This is a genomic window from Streptomyces wedmorensis (assembly GCF_000716445.1).
Classification (GTDB): Bacteria; Actinomycetota; Actinomycetes; order Streptomycetales; family Streptomycetaceae; genus Streptomyces; species Streptomyces wedmorensis.
Window position 1 is genome coordinate 37,240 of the sequence record NZ_JNWK01000040.1, and the last position, 20,664, is coordinate 57,903.

22 protein-coding genes are annotated in these 20,664 nt (G+C 73.7%); 12 read left to right on the forward strand and 10 right to left on the reverse strand.

The features are described 5' to 3' along the window. Positions 1–31: 31 nt before the first annotated feature. The gene (locus OO54_RS27665; RefSeq protein ID WP_033207629.1) at positions 32–658 is read left to right on the forward strand and encodes an acyl-CoA-like ligand-binding transcription factor; all 627 of its coding nucleotides are present in this window, start codon (positions 32–34) and stop codon (positions 656–658) included. Here OO54_RS27665 and OO54_RS27670 read toward each other — a convergent pair. From OO54_RS27670 to OO54_RS27680, 3 genes are read right to left on the reverse strand one after another with little or no spacing between them, the layout of a single operon-like run. Further along, on the reverse strand, positions 621–1,646 hold the full coding sequence (locus tag OO54_RS27670; RefSeq protein ID WP_033207631.1) for a glycoside hydrolase family 26 protein: 1,026 nt from the start codon (positions 1,644–1,646) through the stop codon (positions 621–623). The genes OO54_RS27665 and OO54_RS27670 overlap by 38 nt on opposite strands. Before the next feature lies 1 nt (position 1,647). After that, the gene (locus tag OO54_RS27675) at positions 1,648–2,298 is read right to left on the reverse strand and encodes a vitamin K epoxide reductase family protein (protein ID WP_033207633.1); all 651 of its coding nucleotides are present in this window, start codon (positions 2,296–2,298) and stop codon (positions 1,648–1,650) included. Positions 2,299–2,317: 19 nt separating this feature from the next. Beyond that, the gene (locus tag OO54_RS27680; RefSeq protein ID WP_234439504.1) at positions 2,318–2,821 is read right to left on the reverse strand and encodes a DUF5949 family protein; all 504 of its coding nucleotides are present in this window, start codon (positions 2,819–2,821) and stop codon (positions 2,318–2,320) included. 150 nt (positions 2,822–2,971) lie between these two features. Here OO54_RS27680 and OO54_RS27685 point away from each other — a divergent pair, with 150 nt between their 5' ends. Then, positions 2,972–3,373 carry a tyrosinase family oxidase copper chaperone gene (locus OO54_RS27685; RefSeq protein WP_033207637.1) on the forward strand — a complete coding sequence of 134 codons (402 nt, stop codon included), beginning with the start codon at positions 2,972–2,974 and terminating at the stop codon, positions 3,371–3,373. Then, on the forward strand, positions 3,357–4,223 hold the full coding sequence (locus OO54_RS27690) for a tyrosinase family protein (protein WP_033207640.1): 867 nt from the start codon (positions 3,357–3,359) through the stop codon (positions 4,221–4,223). The genes OO54_RS27685 and OO54_RS27690 overlap by 17 nt, the downstream gene beginning before the upstream one ends. Positions 4,224–4,285: 62 nt before the next feature. Here OO54_RS27690 and OO54_RS27695 read toward each other — a convergent pair whose 3' ends face one another. The 6 genes from OO54_RS27695 to OO54_RS27720 all read right to left on the reverse strand — a co-directional run bounded on the left by OO54_RS27695 (position 4,286) and on the right by OO54_RS27720 (position 8,221). After that, a complete protein-coding gene (locus OO54_RS27695) occupies positions 4,286–4,558 on the reverse strand; it encodes a chaplin (RefSeq protein ID WP_033207643.1) in 273 nt (90 codons plus the stop codon). Between the two features lie 280 nt (positions 4,559–4,838). Next, positions 4,839–5,351, reverse strand: a complete 513-nt coding sequence (locus OO54_RS27700; protein WP_033207645.1) for a hypothetical protein — start codon at positions 5,349–5,351, stop codon at positions 4,839–4,841. Between the two features lie 167 nt (positions 5,352–5,518). Then, positions 5,519–6,094 (reverse strand): hypothetical protein, encoded by a 576-nt coding sequence (locus OO54_RS42555; RefSeq protein WP_051787232.1) that lies wholly within the window; start codon positions 6,092–6,094, stop codon positions 5,519–5,521. A gap of 232 nt (positions 6,095–6,326) precedes the next feature. After that, positions 6,327–6,608: a hypothetical protein gene (locus OO54_RS27710; protein ID WP_033207647.1), complete on the reverse strand. Its 282-nt coding sequence runs from the start codon at positions 6,606–6,608 to the stop codon at positions 6,327–6,329. Positions 6,609–6,833: 225 nt separating this feature from the next. Continuing rightward, positions 6,834–7,706: a hypothetical protein gene (locus OO54_RS27715; RefSeq protein WP_063738337.1), complete on the reverse strand. Its 873-nt coding sequence runs from the start codon at positions 7,704–7,706 to the stop codon at positions 6,834–6,836. Positions 7,707–7,981: 275 nt separating this feature from the next. Further along, complete coding sequence (locus OO54_RS27720) at positions 7,982–8,221, reverse strand: chaplin (protein ID WP_200146730.1); 240 nt, start codon at positions 8,219–8,221, stop codon at positions 7,982–7,984. Between the two features lie 406 nt (positions 8,222–8,627). On the opposite strand from OO54_RS27720, the gene OO54_RS27725 reads away from it, so the two are divergent. The 9 genes from OO54_RS27725 (at position 8,628) to OO54_RS27765 (ending at position 19,176) form a co-directional block, all read left to right on the forward strand. Beyond that, positions 8,628–9,665, forward strand: coding sequence for a DUF3344 domain-containing protein (locus OO54_RS27725; protein ID WP_418953274.1), 1,038 nt, complete (start codon positions 8,628–8,630; stop codon positions 9,663–9,665). Position 9,666: 1 nt separating this feature from the next. Next, on the forward strand, positions 9,667–10,803 hold the full coding sequence (locus OO54_RS27730) for a glycosyltransferase family 4 protein (RefSeq protein ID WP_033207654.1): 1,137 nt from the start codon (positions 9,667–9,669) through the stop codon (positions 10,801–10,803). Continuing rightward, positions 10,800–12,251 carry an exopolysaccharide biosynthesis polyprenyl glycosylphosphotransferase gene (locus tag OO54_RS27735; protein ID WP_033207656.1) on the forward strand — a complete coding sequence of 484 codons (1,452 nt, stop codon included), beginning with the start codon at positions 10,800–10,802 and terminating at the stop codon, positions 12,249–12,251. Before OO54_RS27730 ends, OO54_RS27735 begins: the two co-directional genes overlap by 4 nt. A gap of 2 nt (positions 12,252–12,253) precedes the next feature. After that, the gene (locus tag OO54_RS27740) at positions 12,254–13,582 is read left to right on the forward strand and encodes an O-antigen ligase family protein (protein ID WP_051787233.1); all 1,329 of its coding nucleotides are present in this window, start codon (positions 12,254–12,256) and stop codon (positions 13,580–13,582) included. A 151-nt stretch (positions 13,583–13,733) separates the two neighbouring features. Beyond that, a complete protein-coding gene (gene murJ / locus OO54_RS27745) occupies positions 13,734–15,518 on the forward strand; it encodes a murein biosynthesis integral membrane protein MurJ (protein WP_051787234.1) in 1,785 nt (594 codons plus the stop codon). Then, on the forward strand, positions 15,415–16,218 hold the full coding sequence (locus tag OO54_RS27750) for a polysaccharide deacetylase family protein (RefSeq protein WP_033207805.1): 804 nt from the start codon (positions 15,415–15,417) through the stop codon (positions 16,216–16,218). The genes murJ and OO54_RS27750 overlap by 104 nt, the downstream gene beginning before the upstream one ends. Next, complete coding sequence (locus tag OO54_RS27755; protein WP_033207659.1) at positions 16,215–17,348, forward strand: glycosyltransferase; 1,134 nt, start codon at positions 16,215–16,217, stop codon at positions 17,346–17,348. Before OO54_RS27750 ends, OO54_RS27755 begins: the two co-directional genes overlap by 4 nt. A 14-nt stretch (positions 17,349–17,362) precedes the next feature. After that, the gene (locus OO54_RS27760) at positions 17,363–18,040 is read left to right on the forward strand and encodes a YveK family protein (protein WP_033207662.1); all 678 of its coding nucleotides are present in this window, start codon (positions 17,363–17,365) and stop codon (positions 18,038–18,040) included. Further along, positions 18,037–19,176 (forward strand): GNAT family N-acetyltransferase, encoded by a 1,140-nt coding sequence (locus OO54_RS27765; RefSeq protein WP_033207665.1) that lies wholly within the window; start codon positions 18,037–18,039, stop codon positions 19,174–19,176. Before OO54_RS27760 ends, OO54_RS27765 begins: the two co-directional genes overlap by 4 nt. 30 nt (positions 19,177–19,206) lie before the next feature. Here the strand turns inward: OO54_RS27765 and OO54_RS27770 are convergent, their stop codons facing one another. Further along, positions 19,207–20,664, reverse strand: a complete 1,458-nt coding sequence (locus OO54_RS27770) for a glycoside hydrolase family 26 protein (protein ID WP_033207668.1) — start codon at positions 20,662–20,664, stop codon at positions 19,207–19,209.

Below are 20,664 nucleotides of genomic sequence, written 5' to 3' on the forward strand. Positions count from 1 at the left end.
CGGGCCACCCGGGCCCACCTGACCTGGGACAATGACAGCCATGGCGGCCGAACCCACCCCTCCCCCGAGCCTGCGCGAGCGCAAGAAGGCGAAGACCCGCGCCGCGATCCGGAAGGCCACCTACAGGATCGCCGCCGACGAGGGGTGGGACGCCGCCACCCTCGAACGGATCGCCGAGGCCGCCGAGGTCTCCCCGTCCACCGTCGTGCGCTACTTCCCGGTCCGCGAGGACATCGTCCTCACCGACGAGAACGACGCCCTCATGGAGGCCGCGCTCCGCGCCCGCCCCGCCGGTGAGGAACCCCTCGAATCGCTCCGCGCCGTCGTCCTCGAAGCCGTCCGCGCCGCCTTCGCCGAGGAGCCCGAGGCCGCTCGGCTGCGCGCCCGGCTGATGGTGGAGATCCCCTCCGTACGCGCCCGGCTCACCGAGACCACCGCCGCCACCGGCCGCCGCCTCGCCCGCGCGGTCGCCGAGCGGACCGGCCGGGCCGCCGACGACCTGGAGGTGCGGATCTTCACGGCGGCGGCGCTCGGCGCCCTCCGCGAGGCCGCCGTCTACTGGGCCGAGCGCGACCCCGCCGACGACCTGCCCGCACTCCTGAACCGCACCGTCGACACCCTCAGGAGCGGTCTGACGACGCCCCCAGGGCGCCCCTGACGATCCGCGCCGACTCCGGATTGTCCGCGCACCCCCACACTCCGTGCGGGCAGTAGTCGGTGACCGTCTGGTAGACCGGCCGGTGCGCCGCGAACCAGTCCAGCATCCCCCGGACGTACACCGGGTTGTCCCCGTTCCGGAAAAGCCCCCACTCCGGGTACGAGACCGGCTTCCCGTGCGCCGCCGCGAACCGCACGTGGTGCTCCAGCCCGTACTCCTCGGTCACCTGCTCCTCGAAGGAGACCCCGGCCGGCTGGTCGTAGGCGTCCATGCCGATGATGTCGACGACGTCGTCCCCGGGGTAGCAGCTCGGCCACGCCACGGCGTCGAGGCCGCGGCTCGGGGTGAAGTCGAACCGGAAGCGCTGCCCCGGCACCTCCCGCAGCACCCCCACCACCCGCCGCCAGTACGCCTTCCAGGCCGTCGGGTCAGGACCGCAGCGGTGGCTGTACGTGGTCCCGTTCATCTCCCAGCCCAGGACCAGGACCGCGTCCCCGAGGCCGTGCTCCACGAGCCGCTCCCCCAGCACCCGGAAGTGCCCGTCGAAGGCGCCCGCCGCGCCCTTGCGCAGCCCCGCCCGCACCTCGGCGTCCGGCAGCCCCTCCTCGTTGCGGTCGAGCAGCGGCACGTTCAGCACGAACAGGCGTCCGGGCCGCTCCGCCTTCCAGCGCGCCCACGGCCCGAACAGCGCGGGGTGCCCCTCGATGTTGGACCAGCGGTCGCCCGGCAGGTACGTGTGCCCCACGCTCAGCGCGTCGCCGCCGAGCCAGGCCTGCACCTGGGCGATCCGCCTCACCCCGGCCTCGTCCGAGCCGGTGAAGAACCCCGACGGCACGCCCGGCAGAGGCTCGGGTTCCGGTTCGTGCACGGACCGGCCGCCGGTGTGCCGCCCGCCGGGCGCGATCGGCTCTGGCGCGAGCAGGAGCACGAGAACGGCCGCGAGCAGCACGGTCAGTGCGGCCCGCGGCCAGGTGAGGTGGGGGGTCACGTCAGCTCGTCCAGAAGTCCCACCACCGGGTCAGGATCAGCATCCCGATGATCCCGATGTGCAGGACGGGCAGGGCGAAGGCGAACTCGTCGAAGAAGGTCCGCAGCCCGGCCGGGGCGGGCAGGACGCCGTTGCGGACGTTCTGCGCGGTGACGTACCAGAACATGACGATGGTGGCGACCCACGCCAGGCAGCACCACAGGCAGAGCGCGTTGATCTCGTACAGCGACTGGTACATCAGCCAGCCGCAGAAGCCCACGCCGAACAGCATCCCGGCGTTGAGGCCGAGCCACAGCCAGCCCCGGTAGCGGGCGCCCGCGAGCAGCCCGGCACCGACGGCGACGACGACGGCGTACGTGACGAGCCCGAGCATCGGGTTGGGGAAGCCGAAGACCCCCGCCTGCTCGCTCTTCATGACGCTGCCGCAGGAGACGACCGGGTTCAGGCTGCACCCGGGCTGGAAGCCGGGGTCCTCGAGGAGCTTGAACTTGTCGATCGTGATCACCCATCCGGAGAGCACGCCCGCCGCCCCGGTGATCATCAGCATCCAGGCGAAGGCCCGGCTCGCGCCGTGCGTCGCGCCCGCGGTCTCCCGCGGGGCCTCCTCCTGCCGCTGTCCCGGCACCCCGCCCCGTACGTTCACCGTCGCCATGGCGCGACCCCCTTCCCGCTCAGCCCTGCAGTCGGCGGACCGGCATCAGGACGTGGGCGCTGTCCGCGAGCATCTCCTCGTCGGAGACGAAGGAGCGCAGCCGCGCCTCGTCGACCGGCTGCCCCGGAACCGCCTCGGGCCAGGGACGCACCGAGCAGATGAGGTAGACCTGCCCGCGCTCGCGGGCGGCCTCCTGCCACTCGTCCGGCACCGGGCACTGCACCTTCAGGAAGGGCAGGTTGAGGACGGCCGAGCCGCCCTCGACGAGCAGCGTGGCGTGGATCCCGGCGTCCTTCTCCAGATCGAAGAGCCGGTCGCCGACGGAGAGGCCCATCGACTCCAGGGCCGCCCGCATCGCCTGCTGACCGGCCTCCGGCCCGTCCCGGCCGTCGCCGAGCGAGTACGCCATGAGGAACGGCGTACCGGCCGAGTCGGCGGAGGGCTCGCTGGACCACGGGATCACCGTGAGAGTTCCCAGCGGAGAGGCGCTGCGCGCCGAGGAAACGACGTTGGATGTGGTCATGAATCCGGATGCTAATGCTCCAACCACCCTTTCCCCGCGCCGTTTTCACTCGAACGGCCGACATTCACGCCGCTGGCATTTCCGCCGCAACGAACGCGGGTTTTCATCGTTGTGCCCTGAGGGCATTAGCCGACCACCAGGAGATCACTCATGATCGTCCCGCGCCGCGTCGCACTGCGGTCCCTCTTCGCTCTGGCCGTCACCGCTTTCACGGGCGGTGCCCTCGGCCGCATCGCGACCCGCACGCCGTCGGGCGCCCCGCGCGACCCGCACGCCTTCGACGAGATGTACGGGGGCCGCCACCTGCTCGGCTTCACCGGCCCGGACGGCGCCCCGGTCGCCCTCGTCGACGGCCGGCCACTGCACCTGATGCGCTGCGCCGACGGCGGTTACGTCACCCCGATCGACCACTACGAGTCCTGCCCGACGCCACTGGCGGCCACCCGCGCGGCCGTGGACGAGCTGGGCACGGCCCGGCTCTCCCGGTTCGCCGGCGCCCACGGCGTCCCCACCGACCCGACGGGAGGGAGCCCGCGTGGTGTACACGCGTAAGAACCAGCGCGACCTGACCGGCGCCGAGCGCCGGAAGTTCGTCGCCGCCGTACTGGAGCTCAAGCGCACGGGCGCGTACGACGAGTTCGTCCGGACCCACATCGACTACTACTCGGCGGACGGGGAGGGCCGGCTGCGGATCGCCCACATGACGCCGAGCTTCCTGCCCTGGCACCGCAAGTTCCTGCTGGAGTTCGAGCGGGCCCTGCGCCGCGTCGACCCGACGGTCTCGGTGCCGTACTGGGACTGGACCCGGGACGACAGCCCGGCGTCCTCGATCTGGGGCGAGGACTTCATGGGCGGCAACGGCCGCCGCGCCGACCTCCAGGTGATGACCGGCCCCTTCGCCCACTCCGGCGGGCGGTGGAACATCACGTACGCCATGACCGACACCCGGTTCCTGACCAGGGACTTCGGCCGCCCCCGCGACCCGATCGCGCTCCCGACGCGGGCCCAGCTGGACGAGGTGATGCGGGAGCGGGTGTACGACGTGACGCCCTGGAACTCGACGAGCGCCTCCGGCTTCCGCAACCGCCTGGAGGGCTGGGCGCCGGGCCGCGGCAACGAGCGGTTCCGGATCCACAACCGGGTGCACCGCTGGGTCGGCGGGCTGATGCTCGGCGGCGGCTCCGTGAACGACCCGGTGTTCTGGCTGCACCACTCCTTCGTCGACCTGGTCTGGTCGCGCTGGCAGCAGCGCAACCCCGGCGCCGCCTACCTGCCGGCTGAGCCGCTTCCGCTGGGCGACGCGCAGTACCGCAAGGTCGCCGCCCGTCACCAGCCGATGGCGCCCTGGGGCGTGACCCCGGCGGAGATGTTCGACCACAGCCGCGTCTACCGCTACGCGTAGCGGCCGCACGCACGTGTCCCCCCGGCCCGCCGGGCCGGGGGGACACGAGTGGAGCGAGGGGGTCAGCCGCCGTAGCCGCCGTCGCTGTGGCCGCCGTCGGCGTTGATGCAGGTGTTGCCGAACGCCGGGTTCAGCAGGCCGATCACGTTGACGGTGTTGCCGCACAGGTTGACCGGGACGTGGACCGGGACCTGGACGACGTTGCCGGAGGCGACACCGGGCGAGTGGGCGGCGACGGCCTCGGCGCCCGAGTCGGCGACGGCCAGGCCGGCTCCGCTGAGGGCAACGGCACCCGTGCCGGCGAGAACTGCGGCAGCCTTCGCGATGCGAGACATCAAGAACTCCTTGGACGTGGAAAGCGACCGCAGGAATCACGGCCGTCATTCCCGTTCAACGCCCATATCCGTTCCAGGTCACGGCCATTGGGCCGAACGGGAGGATGGGAAATCGAAAGAATGGCCCGCGGGCCGAAATGCCGTCCGCCGCCGGATACGACGGGACGGCCTCGGTCCGCGGGCCGCGGCCATGCGACAAGCCTCTCCTTGCAACGAGCGAGGGCCCTTGGGGTGGCGGGGAAGAATCGTGTCTTCACCCGCCCGGGGGGCGGCGTCGGCGTCAGTGCCCGTCCGACGCCAGACCCAGCTGGGGGTCGAGGGCTCCGCTGAGCACCGGGGCGAGGAGACCGACCTGGGGCTTCGTCAGGTCCGGGAGACCGTTGAGACCGTTGCCGCGCGGGGCCTCCAGCGGGTTGCCGACGACGGCGCCGGGGGTGGCGGCCTTCATCTCCGAGTGCGGGCTGCTGAGCAGCGCCCGGCCGGGCTCGCTGCCCCTGAGGAGCTCGGGCAGCGGCGCGTCGACGACGGTGTTCGGCAGGGTGCCGGTGAGCGGCACGCTGGGCAGCGTGAGGTCCGGCAGCGCACCGAGGCCCTTCTGGAAACCGGTGGGCGCCCCCGGCATCGGTACGGGAACGCCGGTCGCCACGGTCGGCGCGTCCATCGGCAGGACCGGCTCCAGGCCCTGGAGCGGGACGATCACCGGTGCCTCGACGGCGGCGGCGGGAGAGGCCAGGGCGGCGGAGGCGAGTGCGGTCATGAGGAGTCCCATGCCCGCGTGAGAACGCAGAGTCATGTGAGGTGAACGAGCCCCTTGGCCGGAACGTGGCGGGACTAACCCATGTGCAGCAACGCGCGGGCCCTCACCGGTGAAGGCGAGGACCCGCGTTGACGCGTACCGGCCCCTCGGGTCGATGGCGTCGGGTGACCCGTCGGGTCAGTGACGTCGGGTGACCCGTCGGGTCAGTGACGTCGGGTGACCCGTCCGCCGCGGAGGTAGACGACGCTGCCGCCGATGATCAGCGCCGCGCTGATCGCGGCCGCGCCCATGAGCGCGGCGTCGCTGCCGGTGTCGGGGAGCTCGGGAGGTCCGGTGGGCGGCGTCGTCGGCTTCGTCGGCGGAGCGGTGGGCGGCTGCGTCGTCGGCGGGTGCGTCGTCGGCGGGTGCGTCGGCGGCTGCGTCGTCGGCGGGTGCGTCGTCGGCGGCTGCGTCGTCGGCGGATGGGTCGGCGGCTGCGTCGTCGGCGGGTGCGTCGGCGGCTGCGTCGTCGGCGGGTGGGTGGGCTCGTCGCCGTAGCCGTCGGGGTCCTCCGCGTGGGCACAGAGGTCACCGACGGCCTCCGCGACGAAGCCGCCGAGTTCCATGCTCTCGCCGCAGACCTCAGGCGGCAGGGGGGCTTGGGCATGACCGGCGGCGGGGCCCGACCCGTCGCCCGTGCCGGCGTGGGAGCCCGCGGCAAGGGCGAATCCGCCGCTCAGCGACAGGATGCCGGTCGCTGCCGCCGCGGTGAGTACTTTCCTGCTGATGATGGACCGCATACCGCTCTTCCTCTGGAGAAAGGGAGAGACCGGCGAGGATCCCCCCTCGCTCCGACCGGCCTGCTCCACGCCGACGTTCGCGTGGGATGGCCAGACGGTATGGGTCGGCGCAGGGTGCACCGCGGGGGCCACACGGCAGCTGATCAGAAAATCATTCGATCAGCCGACCGTGGGGCAAGGCGGCCCGGAAGCCGCCACAAGTGCCCTGACGGAAAGTGGGACTGATGTGACGTCAGCCGCCCAGCGGGAGGCCGCCGGGGACCGGGAGGCCGCCGAGCAGCGGGGCGCCCTTGGTGGTCTCGTTCAGCTGGTTGGCCGCGTCGGTGACGCTCTTGACCGGGGAGCCCTCGGTGGTGCTGCTCAGCACGTCCGTCTTCAGCCCATTGGCGGCGATCGCTTCGAGTCCACCGTTCAGGCTGGTGGGGGTCAGCGCCTCCGTGGCCATGGCGGGCGCGGCGGCCCCCAGAGCCATCAGCGAACCGGCGACTACCGCGGCGACCTTGGTGGGCTTCATGGGATGAATCCTTCCTCTGTACTTTCAAGTCACTTGCTGCGCAAGGTTCTTGGCCGAATCCTGCACATCGTTCTGCTTCTGTAACGAGGAGTGCGCTCCCCGGAAACTCCGGGAGGAAGGATTTCTCGACACTGCACCCGATCGATGCGGACCGGTGCTATTTGCCGATCGCACACGCCTGTGCCGGTCCGGCGGACGCCGGACCGGCACAGGACGCGGGGATGACTACCGGACCGGCAGCGGGGGCTTGACCGGCAGGTCGGGCACCGCCACCGGGGGCTTCACCGGCGGGTCGACCGGCAGCTGTGGCGGGTCGACGGGCAGCTCCGGCGGGTCCACCGGCAGCTCCGGCACCCCGCCCGGGAGCGCCGGCAGGGCGGGCAGTCCGGCCAGGTCCGGCGCGGGCAGTCCGCTGCCGAGCACGGTGGCGACGGCCAGGTTGACCAGCGACGTCAGGGTCGCGGTGACCTGCGGGACGACACCGGCGGCGTCACCGGAGGTGACGGCGGCGAGCAGTCCCGCGACCGCCTTCTCGACCGTGGCGAGGGCGTCGTCCACCACGTCCGTCGGGGCGGCCTTCGCCGTCGCGGCCTTCGCGCCGGCGGCGACGGGCAGCGTCACGGGCGGCTTCACCGGCAGGCCCACCGGAGTCTCCACCGCGGGCGGTGTCACCGGAAGTTCGGGTGCGGGCGGCGTGGCGGGGAGCTCGGGCGGAGCGGCCGGGAGCTCCGGCGGGGTGACGGGGACGTCGGGGGCGGGCGTGTCCGGCAGCGGGGCCGGGGCGGCGCCCTTGGCCTGCTCGACGGCGGCCGCGATCTTGGTCTTGAGCGCCTCGGCGTCGGCCGCGGGGAGCTGGCCGGAATCGGCCTTGAGCGCGGCGGCGACGAGTTCGGTCACGGGGGTCGTCACGGACCCGAGTTCTCCGAGCGCCTCGGCCTGGGTCAGCAGGGCGGCGGCTTCGGGGAGGGGTGCGCGGGCGGCCCGGTCGGCCGCGGTGGACGGATGGTGCTCGCCGGCGGCGGCGGGTCCCGCCGCGCCGAGGGTGAGGACGGCGGATATCGCCAGGGCGGTGAGGCGGGGTGTAGCGAGGGGACGCATATGTGTTCCTTTTCCTTATGCGTCGGACAACTGCTCTCTCACGGTGCCTGCGGGTATAGCGCTCCGCAACCGCAGAACTACCGAGCGCCACGCCTCCGTTCGAGTGAATCCACTCCCGCGGCCTGTCCCCTGAGGGGCGTACGCCGTTGCACCGAACGGCGCACGAGGGTGCGGCCGAACGAGTACCGAACCAGTGCCGGCAAGGAAAAGCCGGTGCGCCCACCCCCGTCGGGGTGGGCGCACCGGCTTCGGAAGGACCGATCAGGCGTGCGAGATCACCGGTTGATGCAGGCGTTGCCGAAGGCCGGGTTCAGCGCGCCGACGACGCTGATGGTGTTGCCGCACAGGTTGATCGGGATGTTGATCGGGACCTGGATGGCGTTGCCGGAGGCGACACCCGGGGACTTCACGGCCGCGGCCTCGGCGCCGGCGTCGGCTGCTGCAGCACCGGCGGCACCGGCGACGGTGGCGGCGGCACCCACGGTCAGGACAACGGCCTTGGCGATACGGGACATGGGGAGGTGCTCCTCGATCGAATTCATCCAACTCGGACTGCGCGGACTGTTCGGCCCGGCTCCCTCAACAACGCCCCGGGATTTCATCGGTTGCTCTCCCGAACGGGTGACGTTCAACCGATCTTTGGGCCATAAGAGGGCCATTCGAGGGACTGGGCGTGGAATGGCGCAACACGCTCAACGAGGAACCGGCCTCATGGATACGGGAGTTAGCGTTTCCGGGCATCTAATGCTTACTATCGCCCCGCATCGGGGTTATAACGTTCCCGAACGTTGCTTCCGGGCCCGCCGCGCGTTCACCCATTTCGTGCGGACGACACCTTCCTCCCGCCCGGCCATCTCGGGTCTTCCCTCTCTTCTCTCATCAAAGCGGAGAACCTGTATGCGGAATTCTGCGATTCCCGCCGTGCGTCGCAGCGCGCTGTGCGCCCTGTCGTGTGCGGCGCTGACCGCCGCGCTGCCGGTCGCCTCCGCCACCGCTCCCCAGCCACCCCGGGAGGCGGCCCGCGTCCCCTTCGCCGCGCGGTACGAGGCGGTGCAGCACGGCGGGGTCGTGCGCGCCGCGAACTCCTCGGCGAGGGGCGCGAAGGGCACCGAGTCGGTGAACGACGGCGCGACGATCGCGTACGTCGACGTGGACAGCGACCCCAACACGTACAACTCCAGCCGCGCCGAGCTCCGGGTGCCCGCGGGCGCGCGGGTCAGCTGGGCCCGTCTCTACTGGGGCGGCAACCTCCGGGTGGGCGAGCAGAAGCCGCCCGAGGACAACGGCCGCGTGCTGATCGCCGAGCCGGGCGGCTCGTACAAGGCCCTCCTCGCCGACTCCCTGATCGGGCACCGCGCGGCGGACGGTGCCGACGCCTTCCAGGCGTCCGCCGACGTCACCGAGCTGGTCCGCTCGGCGCAGCCGGGCCAGTGGACGGTCGCCCAGGTCAACGTGGCCAAGGGGCTTTCCGCGGTGGGCGGCTGGGGTGGCTGGACGCTCGTCGCCGCGTACGAGAAGGCATCGGAACCGCTGCGCCGGATCGGTGTCTGGGACGGTTTCGAAACGGTCGGTCCGCGCAGCGGAGGGCTCCGCGTCCCGGTCGATGGAAACCGTTTCCCCAAGGGGACCGGAGGGCAGCTCGGAGTCATCGCCTATGACGGCGACCGAGGCACTTCGGGGGATTACCTGGCGGTGGATACGAGCCGCGCGAAGAGCACCCGGCTCTCCGATTCCGCCAATTCCGCGGAAGACGTCATGAACTCCAGCATCACCGAATTCGGCGCCGGTCGTACGGTCCGCTTCCCCGATGGTACGAACACCCTGGGGTACGACTCCGACGTCTTCGATCTGCAGGGTGCACTGCGCGAGGGGGGCGACCGTGTCGAGGTCCGGTTCGGCAGCGAGAAGGACACCGTCTGGCTCGGTGCGCTCTTCCTCCAGGCGGACGTCCGGCGCTGACGTGCTGTCACCACTTGATACGGACCCCGCGTCCGTCACCGTCCTGCACGCGGTCCAGCCGGGTGACGGCGGGGTCGCCCGGGTCGTCGTCGACCTGGTCCGCGCCCAGCGCGCCGCCGGTCTGCGGGTCGCGGTCGCCTGTCCGCCCGGCACCGCCCTCTCCGCCGCCGTCCGCGCCGAGGGCGCCGAGGCCCACGACTGGCGGGCCGGCCGGGACCCCGGTCCCGAACTGGTCCGCGAGACAAGGGAACTGGCCCGGCTGATCCGCGCGGTCCGGCCCGGGATCGTCCACGCGCACAGTGCCAAGGCCGGGCTGTGCTCCCGACTCGCGCTGCGGGGAAGGGTTCCGACGGTGTATCAGCCGCACGCCTGGTCGTTCGAGGCGGTCGAGGGGACCACGGCCGCGCTCGCCCGCCGCTGGGAGCGGTTCGGCGCCCGCTGGGCGGACCGGATCGTCTGCGTGAGCGAGGCCGAGCGGCGTACCGGCGAGGCCGCCGGGGTCGTGGCGGACTGGTCGGTCGTCCACAACGGGGTGGACGTGGCCAGGTTCGCGACCGACGGCCCGCCCGGCAACCCGTCCCCCACCGTCGTCTGCGTGGGCCGGCTCTGCCGCCAGAAGGGGCAGGACGTGCTGCTCGCCGCCTGGCCCGCCGTCCTCGCGGAGACGCCCACGGCCCGGCTCGTGCTGGTCGGCGACGGCCCGGACGCCGAACGGCTGCGCGCCGCCGCCGGTCCCTCGGTGCGGTTCACCGGGGCCGTCGACGACACCGCCCCCTGGTACCGGGCGGCGGACGTGGTCGTCCTGCCGTCCCGCTGGGAGGGGATGGCGCTCGCCCCCCTGGAGGCGATGGCGAGCGGCCGGCCGGTCGTCGTCAGCGACGTGGACGGCGCCCGGGAGAGCCTCCCGCCCGCCCACGCACCCGAGTGCCTGGTCCCTCCCGATGACCCGGCCTCGCTCGCCGCCGCTCTCGGCCGCCTCCTCGGCCGGCCGGAGCTGCGGCACCGCCTGGGCCGCGAGGCCCACGAGCACGTACTCAGCAGATTCGACGTCCGGCGCACCGGCGCGGCCATCGCGGACGTCTACCGCGAACTGGCCGGAGTGCGGGGGGCCGAGCACAGAGAGCCGATTGCGCAGTGACCACGGAAAGCACCAGCGTTCCCTCCTCGCCGGGCCCCTGGCCCACGGCGGGCCAGGCCTTCGGCCTCGCCTCCCTCGCGCCGCGCCGCGGCACCACCGACCGGCTCGCGCTGCCGCGCCACCGCCGGGTCCGGCCGCGTTCCGGCGTGGCGCCGCTCGTGGCCGTCGACGGTCTGGCCTTCCTGGCCGCGGCCTCCCTCCTCGGCGCGGCGCACCACGACGTCCGGCTGCTGCTGCCGGTCGCGGTGCTCGTCCTGGTCCTCGACGGCCGCGCGGGGCTCTACCGGCCGCCCGCGTACGCCCGGGCCCTGGACGAACTGCCCGCGCTCGCCTCCCGGGCCGGGGTCGTCTGGTGTCTGGCGGCCGCCGGTTCCGCCGCGTACTCCCCGGCGCTCGCGATCGGGCCGTTGCGGCTCTGCGCCGCGTACGGCACGCACGTCGCCGTCGTGTGCCTGGTCCGCGCCGTGGTGCTGGCTCGGCGGCGCCGGATCGCGCGCGCCCATCCGCGGTCGGCGCTCGTCATCGGGGGGACGGGGGCCGCGCGCCGGTTCGCCGCGTCGGTCGCCCAGCACCCCGAGTACGGGGTGCGGCCGGTCGGGATCGTCGGCGTACCGGAGCAGGGCGGCGCTCCCCGGACGGCCGGTGAGGCCGGGCTTCCGGTGCTCACCACGACCGAGGAGATCCATCGGGCCGTCATCCAGAACACCGTGCGCGACGCGGTGTTCCTGGACGACGACCCCGGTCTGATGACGCTGTTCCAGCACTACGGCTGCACCACCTGGCGGGTCGGCGGCCGGCACCAGGACGGGCCGATGGCCGAGCACCTGTGGGGGCACGCCTGGCACAAGGTCGCCGGTCCGGCCGAGCGGCGCGGACTGACCGCCAAGCGGGCCCTCGACATCGCGCTGGCCGCCCCGGCGCTCGCGCTCGCCCTGCCGGTGCTGCTGCTGTGCGCGCTCGCCGTACGCCTCTCGGACGGTCCCGGCGTGCTCTTCCGGCAGGAGCGGGTGGGCCAGCACGGCCGCCACTTCACCCTCCTGAAGTTCCGTACGCTGCGGCCGTCCGACGACAACGAGTCGGCGACCCGCTGGAACGTGGCGGGCGACCGGCGGATGAGCGCGGCCGGCGGATTCCTGCGCAAGAGCTCGCTCGACGAGCTGCCTCAGCTGTGGAACGTGCTGCGCGGCGACATGAGCCTGGTCGGGCCCCGGCCCGAACGTCCCTACTTCGTCGCCCAGTTCAGCAAGATCCACGCCGGGTACGCGGCGCGCCACCGGATGCCGGTCGGACTGACCGGTCTGGCGCAGGTGCACGGTCTGCGCGGCGACACCTCGATCGAGGACCGCTGCCGCTTCGACAACCACTACATCGACCACTGGTCGCTCTGGCAGGACGTCTGCATCCTGCTGCGCACCGCGGCCGGGCTCGTCCGGCCCACGGGGAGCTGAGGATGGCGACGGCCGTGACGACGGCGCCGGCGGCCCCCGTGGCGGAGGAGACCGCGGACGTACGGGAGTGGGTCCAGCGGGCCGGCGCGCTGTCCCCGGTGCTCGCCGTGATCGCGCTGCTGCTCGTCCCGGGCGGCGGCGGGGCGCAGGGCGGCACCGGCGGCACGGGGACGGTCGCGGACGCCGCCTCCGGGCTCCTCGTCGTGATCTGCCTCGTCCGGGTGCTGCGCGGCGGCGCCCGGCCGTTGACCCGGACCGCGGCCGTGGTCCTCGGCCTGCCGGTGCTCGGGATCTGCCTGGCGGCGATCACCTCGAACGATCCGGCGGCGAGCCTGCCGGGCGTGGCCCGCTACGTGCAGATCTTCGTGCTCGTGCCGGCGGCCGTGCTCCTGACGATCCGCGACCGGCGGGACTTCGCCGTGGTCGCCTGGGGCCTGGTCTCCTTCGCGCTGCTCCAGGGCGCGGTGGGGGTCGTGCAGTACCTGACGCGGACGGGTGCCTCGTACCAGGGCGAGGACATCAGGGCCGTCGGCACGTTCGGGGCGACCGACGTGATGGGCATGGCGACGGTCGTGGCGTACGGGATGGTGGTCGCCGCGGGGATCGCGCTCGGCAGCGCGCCGGGCCGGACGCGGACGGCGGCGCTGGTCTGCGCGTGCCTGCTCTTCGTGCCGCTGGTCCTGTCGTTCAGCCGCGGCGCGTGGATCGCGACCGTGCTCGCCTGCGGGATCCAGCTGCTGCTGTCGGGGCCGCGGCGGGCGGCCCGGGTGGCGCTCGCCGCGGGCGCGCTCGGCGTGGTCCTCGTCGGCGGTCTGGGGATCGGCTCGGCGATGGTGAAGGAGCGGGTCACCAGCATCACGCAGGTGGCGGCCGCGCCCGACCAGTCGGTGACCGACCGGTACACGATGTGGGCGGCGGCCGGGCGGATGTGGCGGTCGGAGCCGGTCACGGGCGTCGGGCTGAAGGGCTTCCCCGCGTACCGCGACTCGAACGCCTCCCTCGCGCTCTCCTCCGGCAGCGACACGGCCGGCGCGGGCGCCGCCTTCGCGCGCCAGCCGCTGCTCTCCCCGCACAACATGTACCTCCTGGTGCTGAGCGAGCAGGGCCTGGTGGGGCTCCTCGCGCTGGCCGGCAGCTGGGTGGCGCTGCTGGTGGGGGCGCTGCGCCGGTGGCGCCTCGGCGCGGACTGCGCGCTGGTCGCGGCCGGTCTGCTCGCCTGGCAGCTCATCGACTTCTTCTACGCGGACATCGGCGGCCCCTCGACCGTCCTGATGTCGGTCGTGCTGGGTCTGGCGGCCTGGTGGGCGCTGGCGGAGGTGAGGCGTGCGTGACCCGTGGGCGGGTGAACCGGAACCCACGGACACGCCGTGGCACGACGGACCGCGCCCCGCGCCCCGGCCTCCCTGCGGCGCACCGCTCACCGACCCCTGGCCCACCGCGCCTCCGGGGCCCACGGACTCCCCGTGGGCCCCGGGGGCCGCGTTGCTGCCGGGGCCGGCGGGCGCGGTGACCGAGGCCGTACGCGGTCTCCCCCAGGCCGCGCCGGCCCGCCCCACCGGGCGGCGGGCGCATGCCCGGGGACGTGCGCCGCGCTCGAAGGGCGACCGGACGCAGGGGCGGGGGTTCCTGGCGAAGGCCGCGGCCGTGACCGCCGCGCTCACCGCGCTGGGGGCGCTCCTGGGGCTCGTACGGGACCAGATCCTGGCGGGGTACTTCGGGGCGGGCACGGAGACCGACGCGTTCCTGGTGGCGTGGACGGTGCCCGAGTTCGCGTCGACGCTGCTGATCGAGGACGCGATGGCACTGATCCTGGTGCCGGCCTTCTCCCGTGCGCTGGCGAGGCGTTCGGGGAGCCTGTTCGGCGACCCGGTGCGGGCCCTCGTGCGCGGCACGCTCCCCCGGCTCGCCCTGACCGTGGGGGGCGCGGCCGCGCTCCTCGTCGCCGCCGCGCCCCTGCTCGTGTCCGCGCTCGCGCCGGGGCTGCCCGATCCGGGGCTCGCGGTCGACTGCACACGGCTCACCGGGACGTGCGTGCTGTCGTTCGCGCTCGTGGGGTACTGCTCGGCGGCGCTCCGCGCGCACGGCTGCTTCGTGCCGCCGGCCACCATCTACGTGGCGTACAACATCGGCATCATCGGCACGATCCTGCTGTTCCGCGAGCCGTGGGGGGTGCGTTCGGCCGCCGCCGGGGTCGCGGTGGGCGGCGTCCTGATGGTCCTCGTGCAGGCACCGTCGCTGCTGCGCGAACTGCGGACCCGGCCGGTGCCGACGCGGGAGCCCCAGACGCTCGCGCCCGGTGACGCGGGCGAGGGCCGGATCGTGCTCCTCGGGCTGATCGCGCCGGTCGTCGCGTTCTCGCTGTGCCGCCAGTCGCAGACCCTGATCGAGCGTTTCCTCGCGTCCCCGCTGCCCGCCGGCGCCATCTCGCACCTGAACTACGCGCAGAAGGTCGCCCAGATGCCGATGATCCTCTCGCTGATGCTGTGCACGGTCAGCTTCCCGGTGGTCGCCCGCGCGCTGGCGGCGGGCGATACCGAGGCGGCCCGCCGCCGGGTCGAGCGGGATCTGCTGCTCGCGGCCGTCGTGGTGCTCGTCGGCGCCTCGACCGTGATCGCCGCCGCCCCCAGGATCGTCGAACTCCTCTTCGAGCGGGGCGAGTTCAGCGCCGCCGACACCACCGCCACCGCCGCCGTCATGCGGGTCTACGCCCTGGGGCTGCTCGGCCAGACGATGGTCGGCGCCCTCGTCCGCTGCTACTTCTCCGCCGCCCGCCCCCTCTGGTACCCGGCCGCCGCCATGGCCGCGGGCCTCGCCACCACCGCCGCCGCGGGCGTCCCCGGCGCCCACTACTGGGGCGCGGTCGGCATCGCCGCCGCGAACGCCCTCGGGATCACCGTCACCGCCGTCCTGCTGCTCCGCGGCGCCCACCGGCAGGCCGTCCCGGTCCGGGTAGACCGGCTCGGCGAGGGCCTCCTCCGGCTCGCCGCCGCGGGCGCGTGGGCCACCGGCGTCGGCTGGCTCTGCCAGCTCGCGATCGGCCCCGCCGCCCTCGCCGTCGCCGTCGCCTGCCTGGCCGTCTGCGGCGTCTTCCTGCTCTTCATCGCCTGCGCCGTCAAAGCGCCCGAGATTCCACCCCTGCCCCGCTCCGCCCGGAGGACCCCCCATGCCCGCCGCCACCGCGCTGCGCCGTCTGCTGCCGAAGCCGCCCCTGTGGGTGAAACCGCCCCTGTGGGTGGCGATGTACCACTCGATCACGGACGCCGGTGACGACCCGTACCGGCTGACCGTCTCCCCCGTGCGCTTCGCCCGGCAGCTGCACTGGCTGGGCGACCGCGGACTGCGCGGGGTGTCGGTGCGGGAGCTGCTCGACGCCACCGCCGCGGGGCGCGCCAAGGGCCTCGTCGGCCTCACCTTCGACGACGGCTACGCGGACTTCCTCGACTCGGCGCTTCCGCTGCTGCGCCGGCACGGCTTCACGGCGACGGTCTACGTCCTGCCGGGGCGGCTCGGCGGCGAGAACGCCTGGGACACCGACGGGCCGCGCAAGCGCCTCCTGACCGAGGACGAGATCCTGCGGATCGCCGGGGCCGGCATGGAGATCGGTTCGCACGGCCTGACGCACGTGTCGCTCACCGAGGCCGACGACACGGTGCTCGCCGCCGAGACCCGGCGCAGCCGCGAGCTCCTGGAGGAGATGACCGGCACTCCGGTGGACGGCTTCTGCTACCCGTACGGGCAGGTCGACCCGCGCGCGATCCACGCCGTACGGAAGGCCGGATACCGCTACGCCTGTGCGATCGACCCGGGTCCGCACACCAGCTCGTACGCCCTGCCCCGCGTCCACATCGGCGAGGACGACACCTCCTGGCGGCTCACCGCCAAACGCGCCCTGCACCCGCTGCGCCGCCGCCACCCCGCCGATCTGGTCGCCGGCCGGCAGGCCCTGACCGCGGTCGGTGCGTCGTGAAAGTCCTGCACGTCATCACCGGACTCGGCATCGGCGGCGCCGAACAGCAGCTGCGGCTGCTGCTCCGTCACCTCCCGGTCAGCAGCGGGGTGGTCACCCTCACCAACCCGGGCGCGGTCGCCGCGGGCATCGAGGCCGACGGCACCCCCGTCACCCACCTGGGCATGGCCGGGAACCGCGACCTCGGCGCGCTGCCCCGGCTCGCCCGCATCGTCCGCCAGGGCCGCTACGACCTCGTGCACACGCACCTCTACCGGGCGTGCGTGTACGGCAGGACGGCGGCCCGGCTGGCCGGGGTCCGCCGGGTGATCGCCACCGAGCACTCGCTCGGCGAGACCCAGATCGAGGGGCGGCCGCTGTCCGCCGGCACCCGGGCCCTGTACCTCGCGTCCGAGCGGCTCGGCACCTCCACGGTCGCCGTCTCGCCCAGCGTGGCCCGCCGGCTCGCCGACTGGGGGGTGCCCCCGGCCCGCATCCGGGTCGTGCCCAACGGCATCGAGACGGACCGCTTCGCCTTCGACGCGGCCGCCCGCCGCCGCGCCCGGGGCGCCCTCGGCATCCCCGACGACGCCTACGTGGTGGGCGGGGTGGGGCGGCTCGCGCCCGGGAAGCGGTTCGACCGGCTGGTCCGGGCGGTGGCGTCGGTGCCGGAGGCCCGGCTGCTCCTCGTCGGCGAGGGCGGACACCGCGAGGAGCTGCTGCGGGTGGCCCGGGAGTGCGGGGCGGCCGGCCGGGTGCTGCTCGCCGGGGCCTGCGAGGACCCGCCGACGGCCGCATCGGCCGGCCCGTCCCTGCCGGAACTGCTCGCCGCGATGGACGTCTTCGTGTCCACCTCCCCCGACGAGGCCTTCGGCCTCGCCGTCGTCGAGGCGCTCGCCGCCGGCCTGCCCGTGCTGTACGTGGCCTGCCCGGCGATCGACGACCTGCCGCCGGACGCGGCACCGGGCGCCCGCCGGATCGGCGAGTCCGTGCCCGAGCTGGTCTCCGCGCTGCGCGGGATCCGCGACGCCCGGCTCGTCCGGCTGCCCGCACCGGCGGCCGCCCGCCACTACGACATCGCGCACAGCGCACGGCAGTTGATGTCCCTCTACGACCAGTCCTTCCACGGCACCCCGTCCCCCGCGAAGTGAGAGAGCCCACGCCCATGAAGACCACCCCACCCCGCGCCCTACTCCCCGCCGGCCTGCGCGCCCCCGGCCGCTGGGCCGTGCTGCCCGCCGCCGTCCTCGCCGGGGCCGCCCTCGGCGGCGGTTACGGGGCCCTGAAGACCCCGCAGTACGCGGCGACCAGTTACGTCATCGTCGTACCGGCCGAGAAGTCGGACCCGGCGGCGGCGCTCGGCTTCGCCCAGGCGTACGGGCGGGTCGCCACCGACATCGCGGTGACCGGCGACGCACAGGTGTGGGCGGGGGTCACCGCCGACACCCTGCGCAAGAGCGTGCAGGCGGCGACGTCCCCCGACGCCCCGATGATCTCGATCACGGCCCGCGCCGAACGGCCCTCGAAGGCCGTGTCCATGGCCGACGGCGTGGCCCGCGCGCTCGTCCTGAACAGCACGCACGTCGCGGGCAGCACCGGTGTGAAGGTCGTCCAGTTCTCCCGCGCCACCAAGCCCCTCGCCCCGGTCTCGCCCTCCGCGCCGCTCTCCGCCCTCGTCGGCGGCTGTGCCGGCGGACTCCTCGGCGGCCTGGTCCTGCTGGTCCGCCCGAAGCGCGGTACGGCCCGCGGCGAGGCCCGGCACTCCCGGCAGGCCGCGGCCCCCGCCTCCTCCGCCGCGGTGCCCGCCCCGGCGGTCGCCACGCACCAGCCGGAGGCGGTGTGACCCCGAGAACCCTGCGGATCGAGATCTGCCGTGACGAGGAGGGCTTCGGGCGCCTCGCGGCCGAGTGGACGGCGCTGTACGGACGCTGCTCCGCCGCGACCCCCTTCCAGTCCCACTCCTGGCTGCACTCCTGGTGGCTCTCGTACGGCCGGCCCGGTGCGCTGCGGGTGGTGCTCGTACGACGACAGGACGGCGAACTCGTCGCCGCCGCGCCCCTGATGCGCGCCCGCGGACCGCTGCCCGTGCTCACCCAGCTCGGGGGCACCATCACCGACTTCACGGACGTGCTCCTCGACGACGACTGCCCCGAGGCCGTGCCCGCCCTGGCCCGGGGGCTGTCCCGGGCCGCCCGCGGCGCGGTCGTCGACCTCCGGGAGGTACGGCCCGGGGCGGCCAGCGAGCGCGTCTTCGCCCACTGGCGCGGCCCGCGGCGGCGGCTGCCCGACTCGCTGTGCCTGGAGCTGCCCGCCGTACCCATGGAGGGGCTGCTCGAACGGATCCCCTCCGGGAAGGCCCAGCGGGTCCGCGCCAAGCTGCGGAAGCTGGACGCGCTCGGCATCGACGCGCACATCGTCTCCGGGGAGGAGGTCCCTGCCGCCCTCGACCGGCTCCTCGCGCTCCACCGGCTCCAGTGGCAGGGCCGCGGCGTGACCGCCGAGCACACCAGCCGGCGGTTCGCCCAGCACCTCACCCGGGCCGTACGGCCGATGGTCGAGCGCGGCGACGCGATGGTCACCGAGTTCCGGCTCGCCGGGGACGTGGTCGCCGCCGACCTCACCCTCATGTCGCCCCGGCTCGCCGGCGGCTACCTGTACGGCGCCGATCCGGCCCTGCGGGCCCGCAAGGTCGACGTCGCCGCCATGCTCCTGCGCCACGGCGCCCGCGAGACCAGCGCGGGCGGCCGCGCCACCCTCAGCATGCTGCGGGGCAGCGAGTCGTACAAACAGCACTGGCGCCCCGAACCCGTCCGCAACCGGCGCCTCCTCCTCGCCGGCCGCGGGACGGCCCCGCTGCTGTGGCTTCGCGCCGGCGCCGCCGACGCCCGCCGTTGGGCGGCCGGCCAGGCCCGCCGGCACGCCTGGCTCCGCCGCGCCCTCGACCGGCTCCCGGGCCGTACCCCCTCCGGCGGCGGATGAACTCCGCCGCCGCCGTGACCGTCCGGCCGGTCAGAAGGGCCAGACCCCCTTCAACGCGCCCTTCCAGTCGAGATCGACCTCGTCCTTCCACGAGTCCTTCGGCACACAGACGGGCCCACCGATCCAACTCTCCACCCACGAACCGAGATTCACGGTCCAACAGCTGGGCTCGGGCTTCGGCTCGGGCTTCGGCTCGGGCTTCGGTTCCGGCTTCGGCTCGGGCTTCGGTTCCGGCTTCGGTTCCGGCTTCGGTTCCGGCTTCGGCTCGGGCTTCGGTTCCGGCTTCGGCTCGGGCTTCGGCTCGGGCTTCGGCTCGGGCTTCGGTTCCGGCTTCGGTTCCGGCTTCGGTTCCGGCTTCGGTTCCGGCTTCGGTTCCGGCTTCGGTTCCGGCTTCGGTTCCGGCTTTGTGGGATCCGTCGGGTCCACCGGGTCCGTGGGATCCGTCGGGTCCACCGGGTCCGTGGGATCGGTCGGGAGTTCCGGCTCGGCGCCGTAGAGCGCCTGGCGGAAGACGAGGGACGACTGCGGATTGTCGTCGCACTGCCAGACGCCGTGCGGGCAGTAATCGGTGATCGTGTGGTAGAGCGGCTTGTGCTGCTTCATCCATTCCAGCATGCGCCGCATGTACGTGGGATTGTCGCCGTTGCGGAAGAGTCCCCATTCGGGATAGGAGATCTCCTTTCCGTGTTCGGCCGCGAAATCGACCTGCTTCTGGAGCCCGTACGGCTCGCTGACGTGCTGGTCGAAACTCATTCCCGGCGGCTGGTCGTACGAGTCCATGCCGATGATGTCGACGACGTCGTCACCCGGGTAGCACTCGGTCCACGGGACGGCGTCGCGGCCGCGGCTCGGGTTGAAGTCGAAGCGGAACTCCTGGCCCGGAACGGAGCGCATCGCGGTGACGATCCGGTTCCAGTACTTCTTCCACGCGGCGGGGTCGGGCGCGCACCGGTGGGTGTAGGTGGTGCCGTTCATCTCCCAGCCGAGGACGATGACGGTGTCGGTGGCGTTCAGCCCGACGAGGCGTTCGGCGAGGGTCTTGAAGTGGTGGTCGTAGTAGCCGGCGGCGCCGAGCTGGAGCTGGCGGCGGACCTCGTGGTCGGAGACGCCGGCCTCGTTCCGTTCCAGCATGGGCACGTTGAGGACGAAGAGGCGGTCGGCCCTCTCGTTGCGCCAGTCGGCCCACGCGTCGAGGAAGCCCGGGGGTCCCTCGATGCTGCTCCACTGCTCGCCGGGGAGGTAGGTGTGGCCGACGCGGAGTTCGTGGCCGCCGAGCCAGCGCTCCAGCTGCTCGATGCGGGCGACCCCGAGCGCGCCCGAATCGAGGAAGGCCCCCATGGCGCCGGCGAGGGTGGGTGAGGGGTCTTTCGCCGCGACGGAGTCGGTGGCGTGGGCGGGGGACGAGAGGACGACCGACCCCGTGGCGAGGAGACCGGCGGTGAACACCCCCAGCCACCTTCTCGATGTTCTCCGATGCGCAGCTGCCAT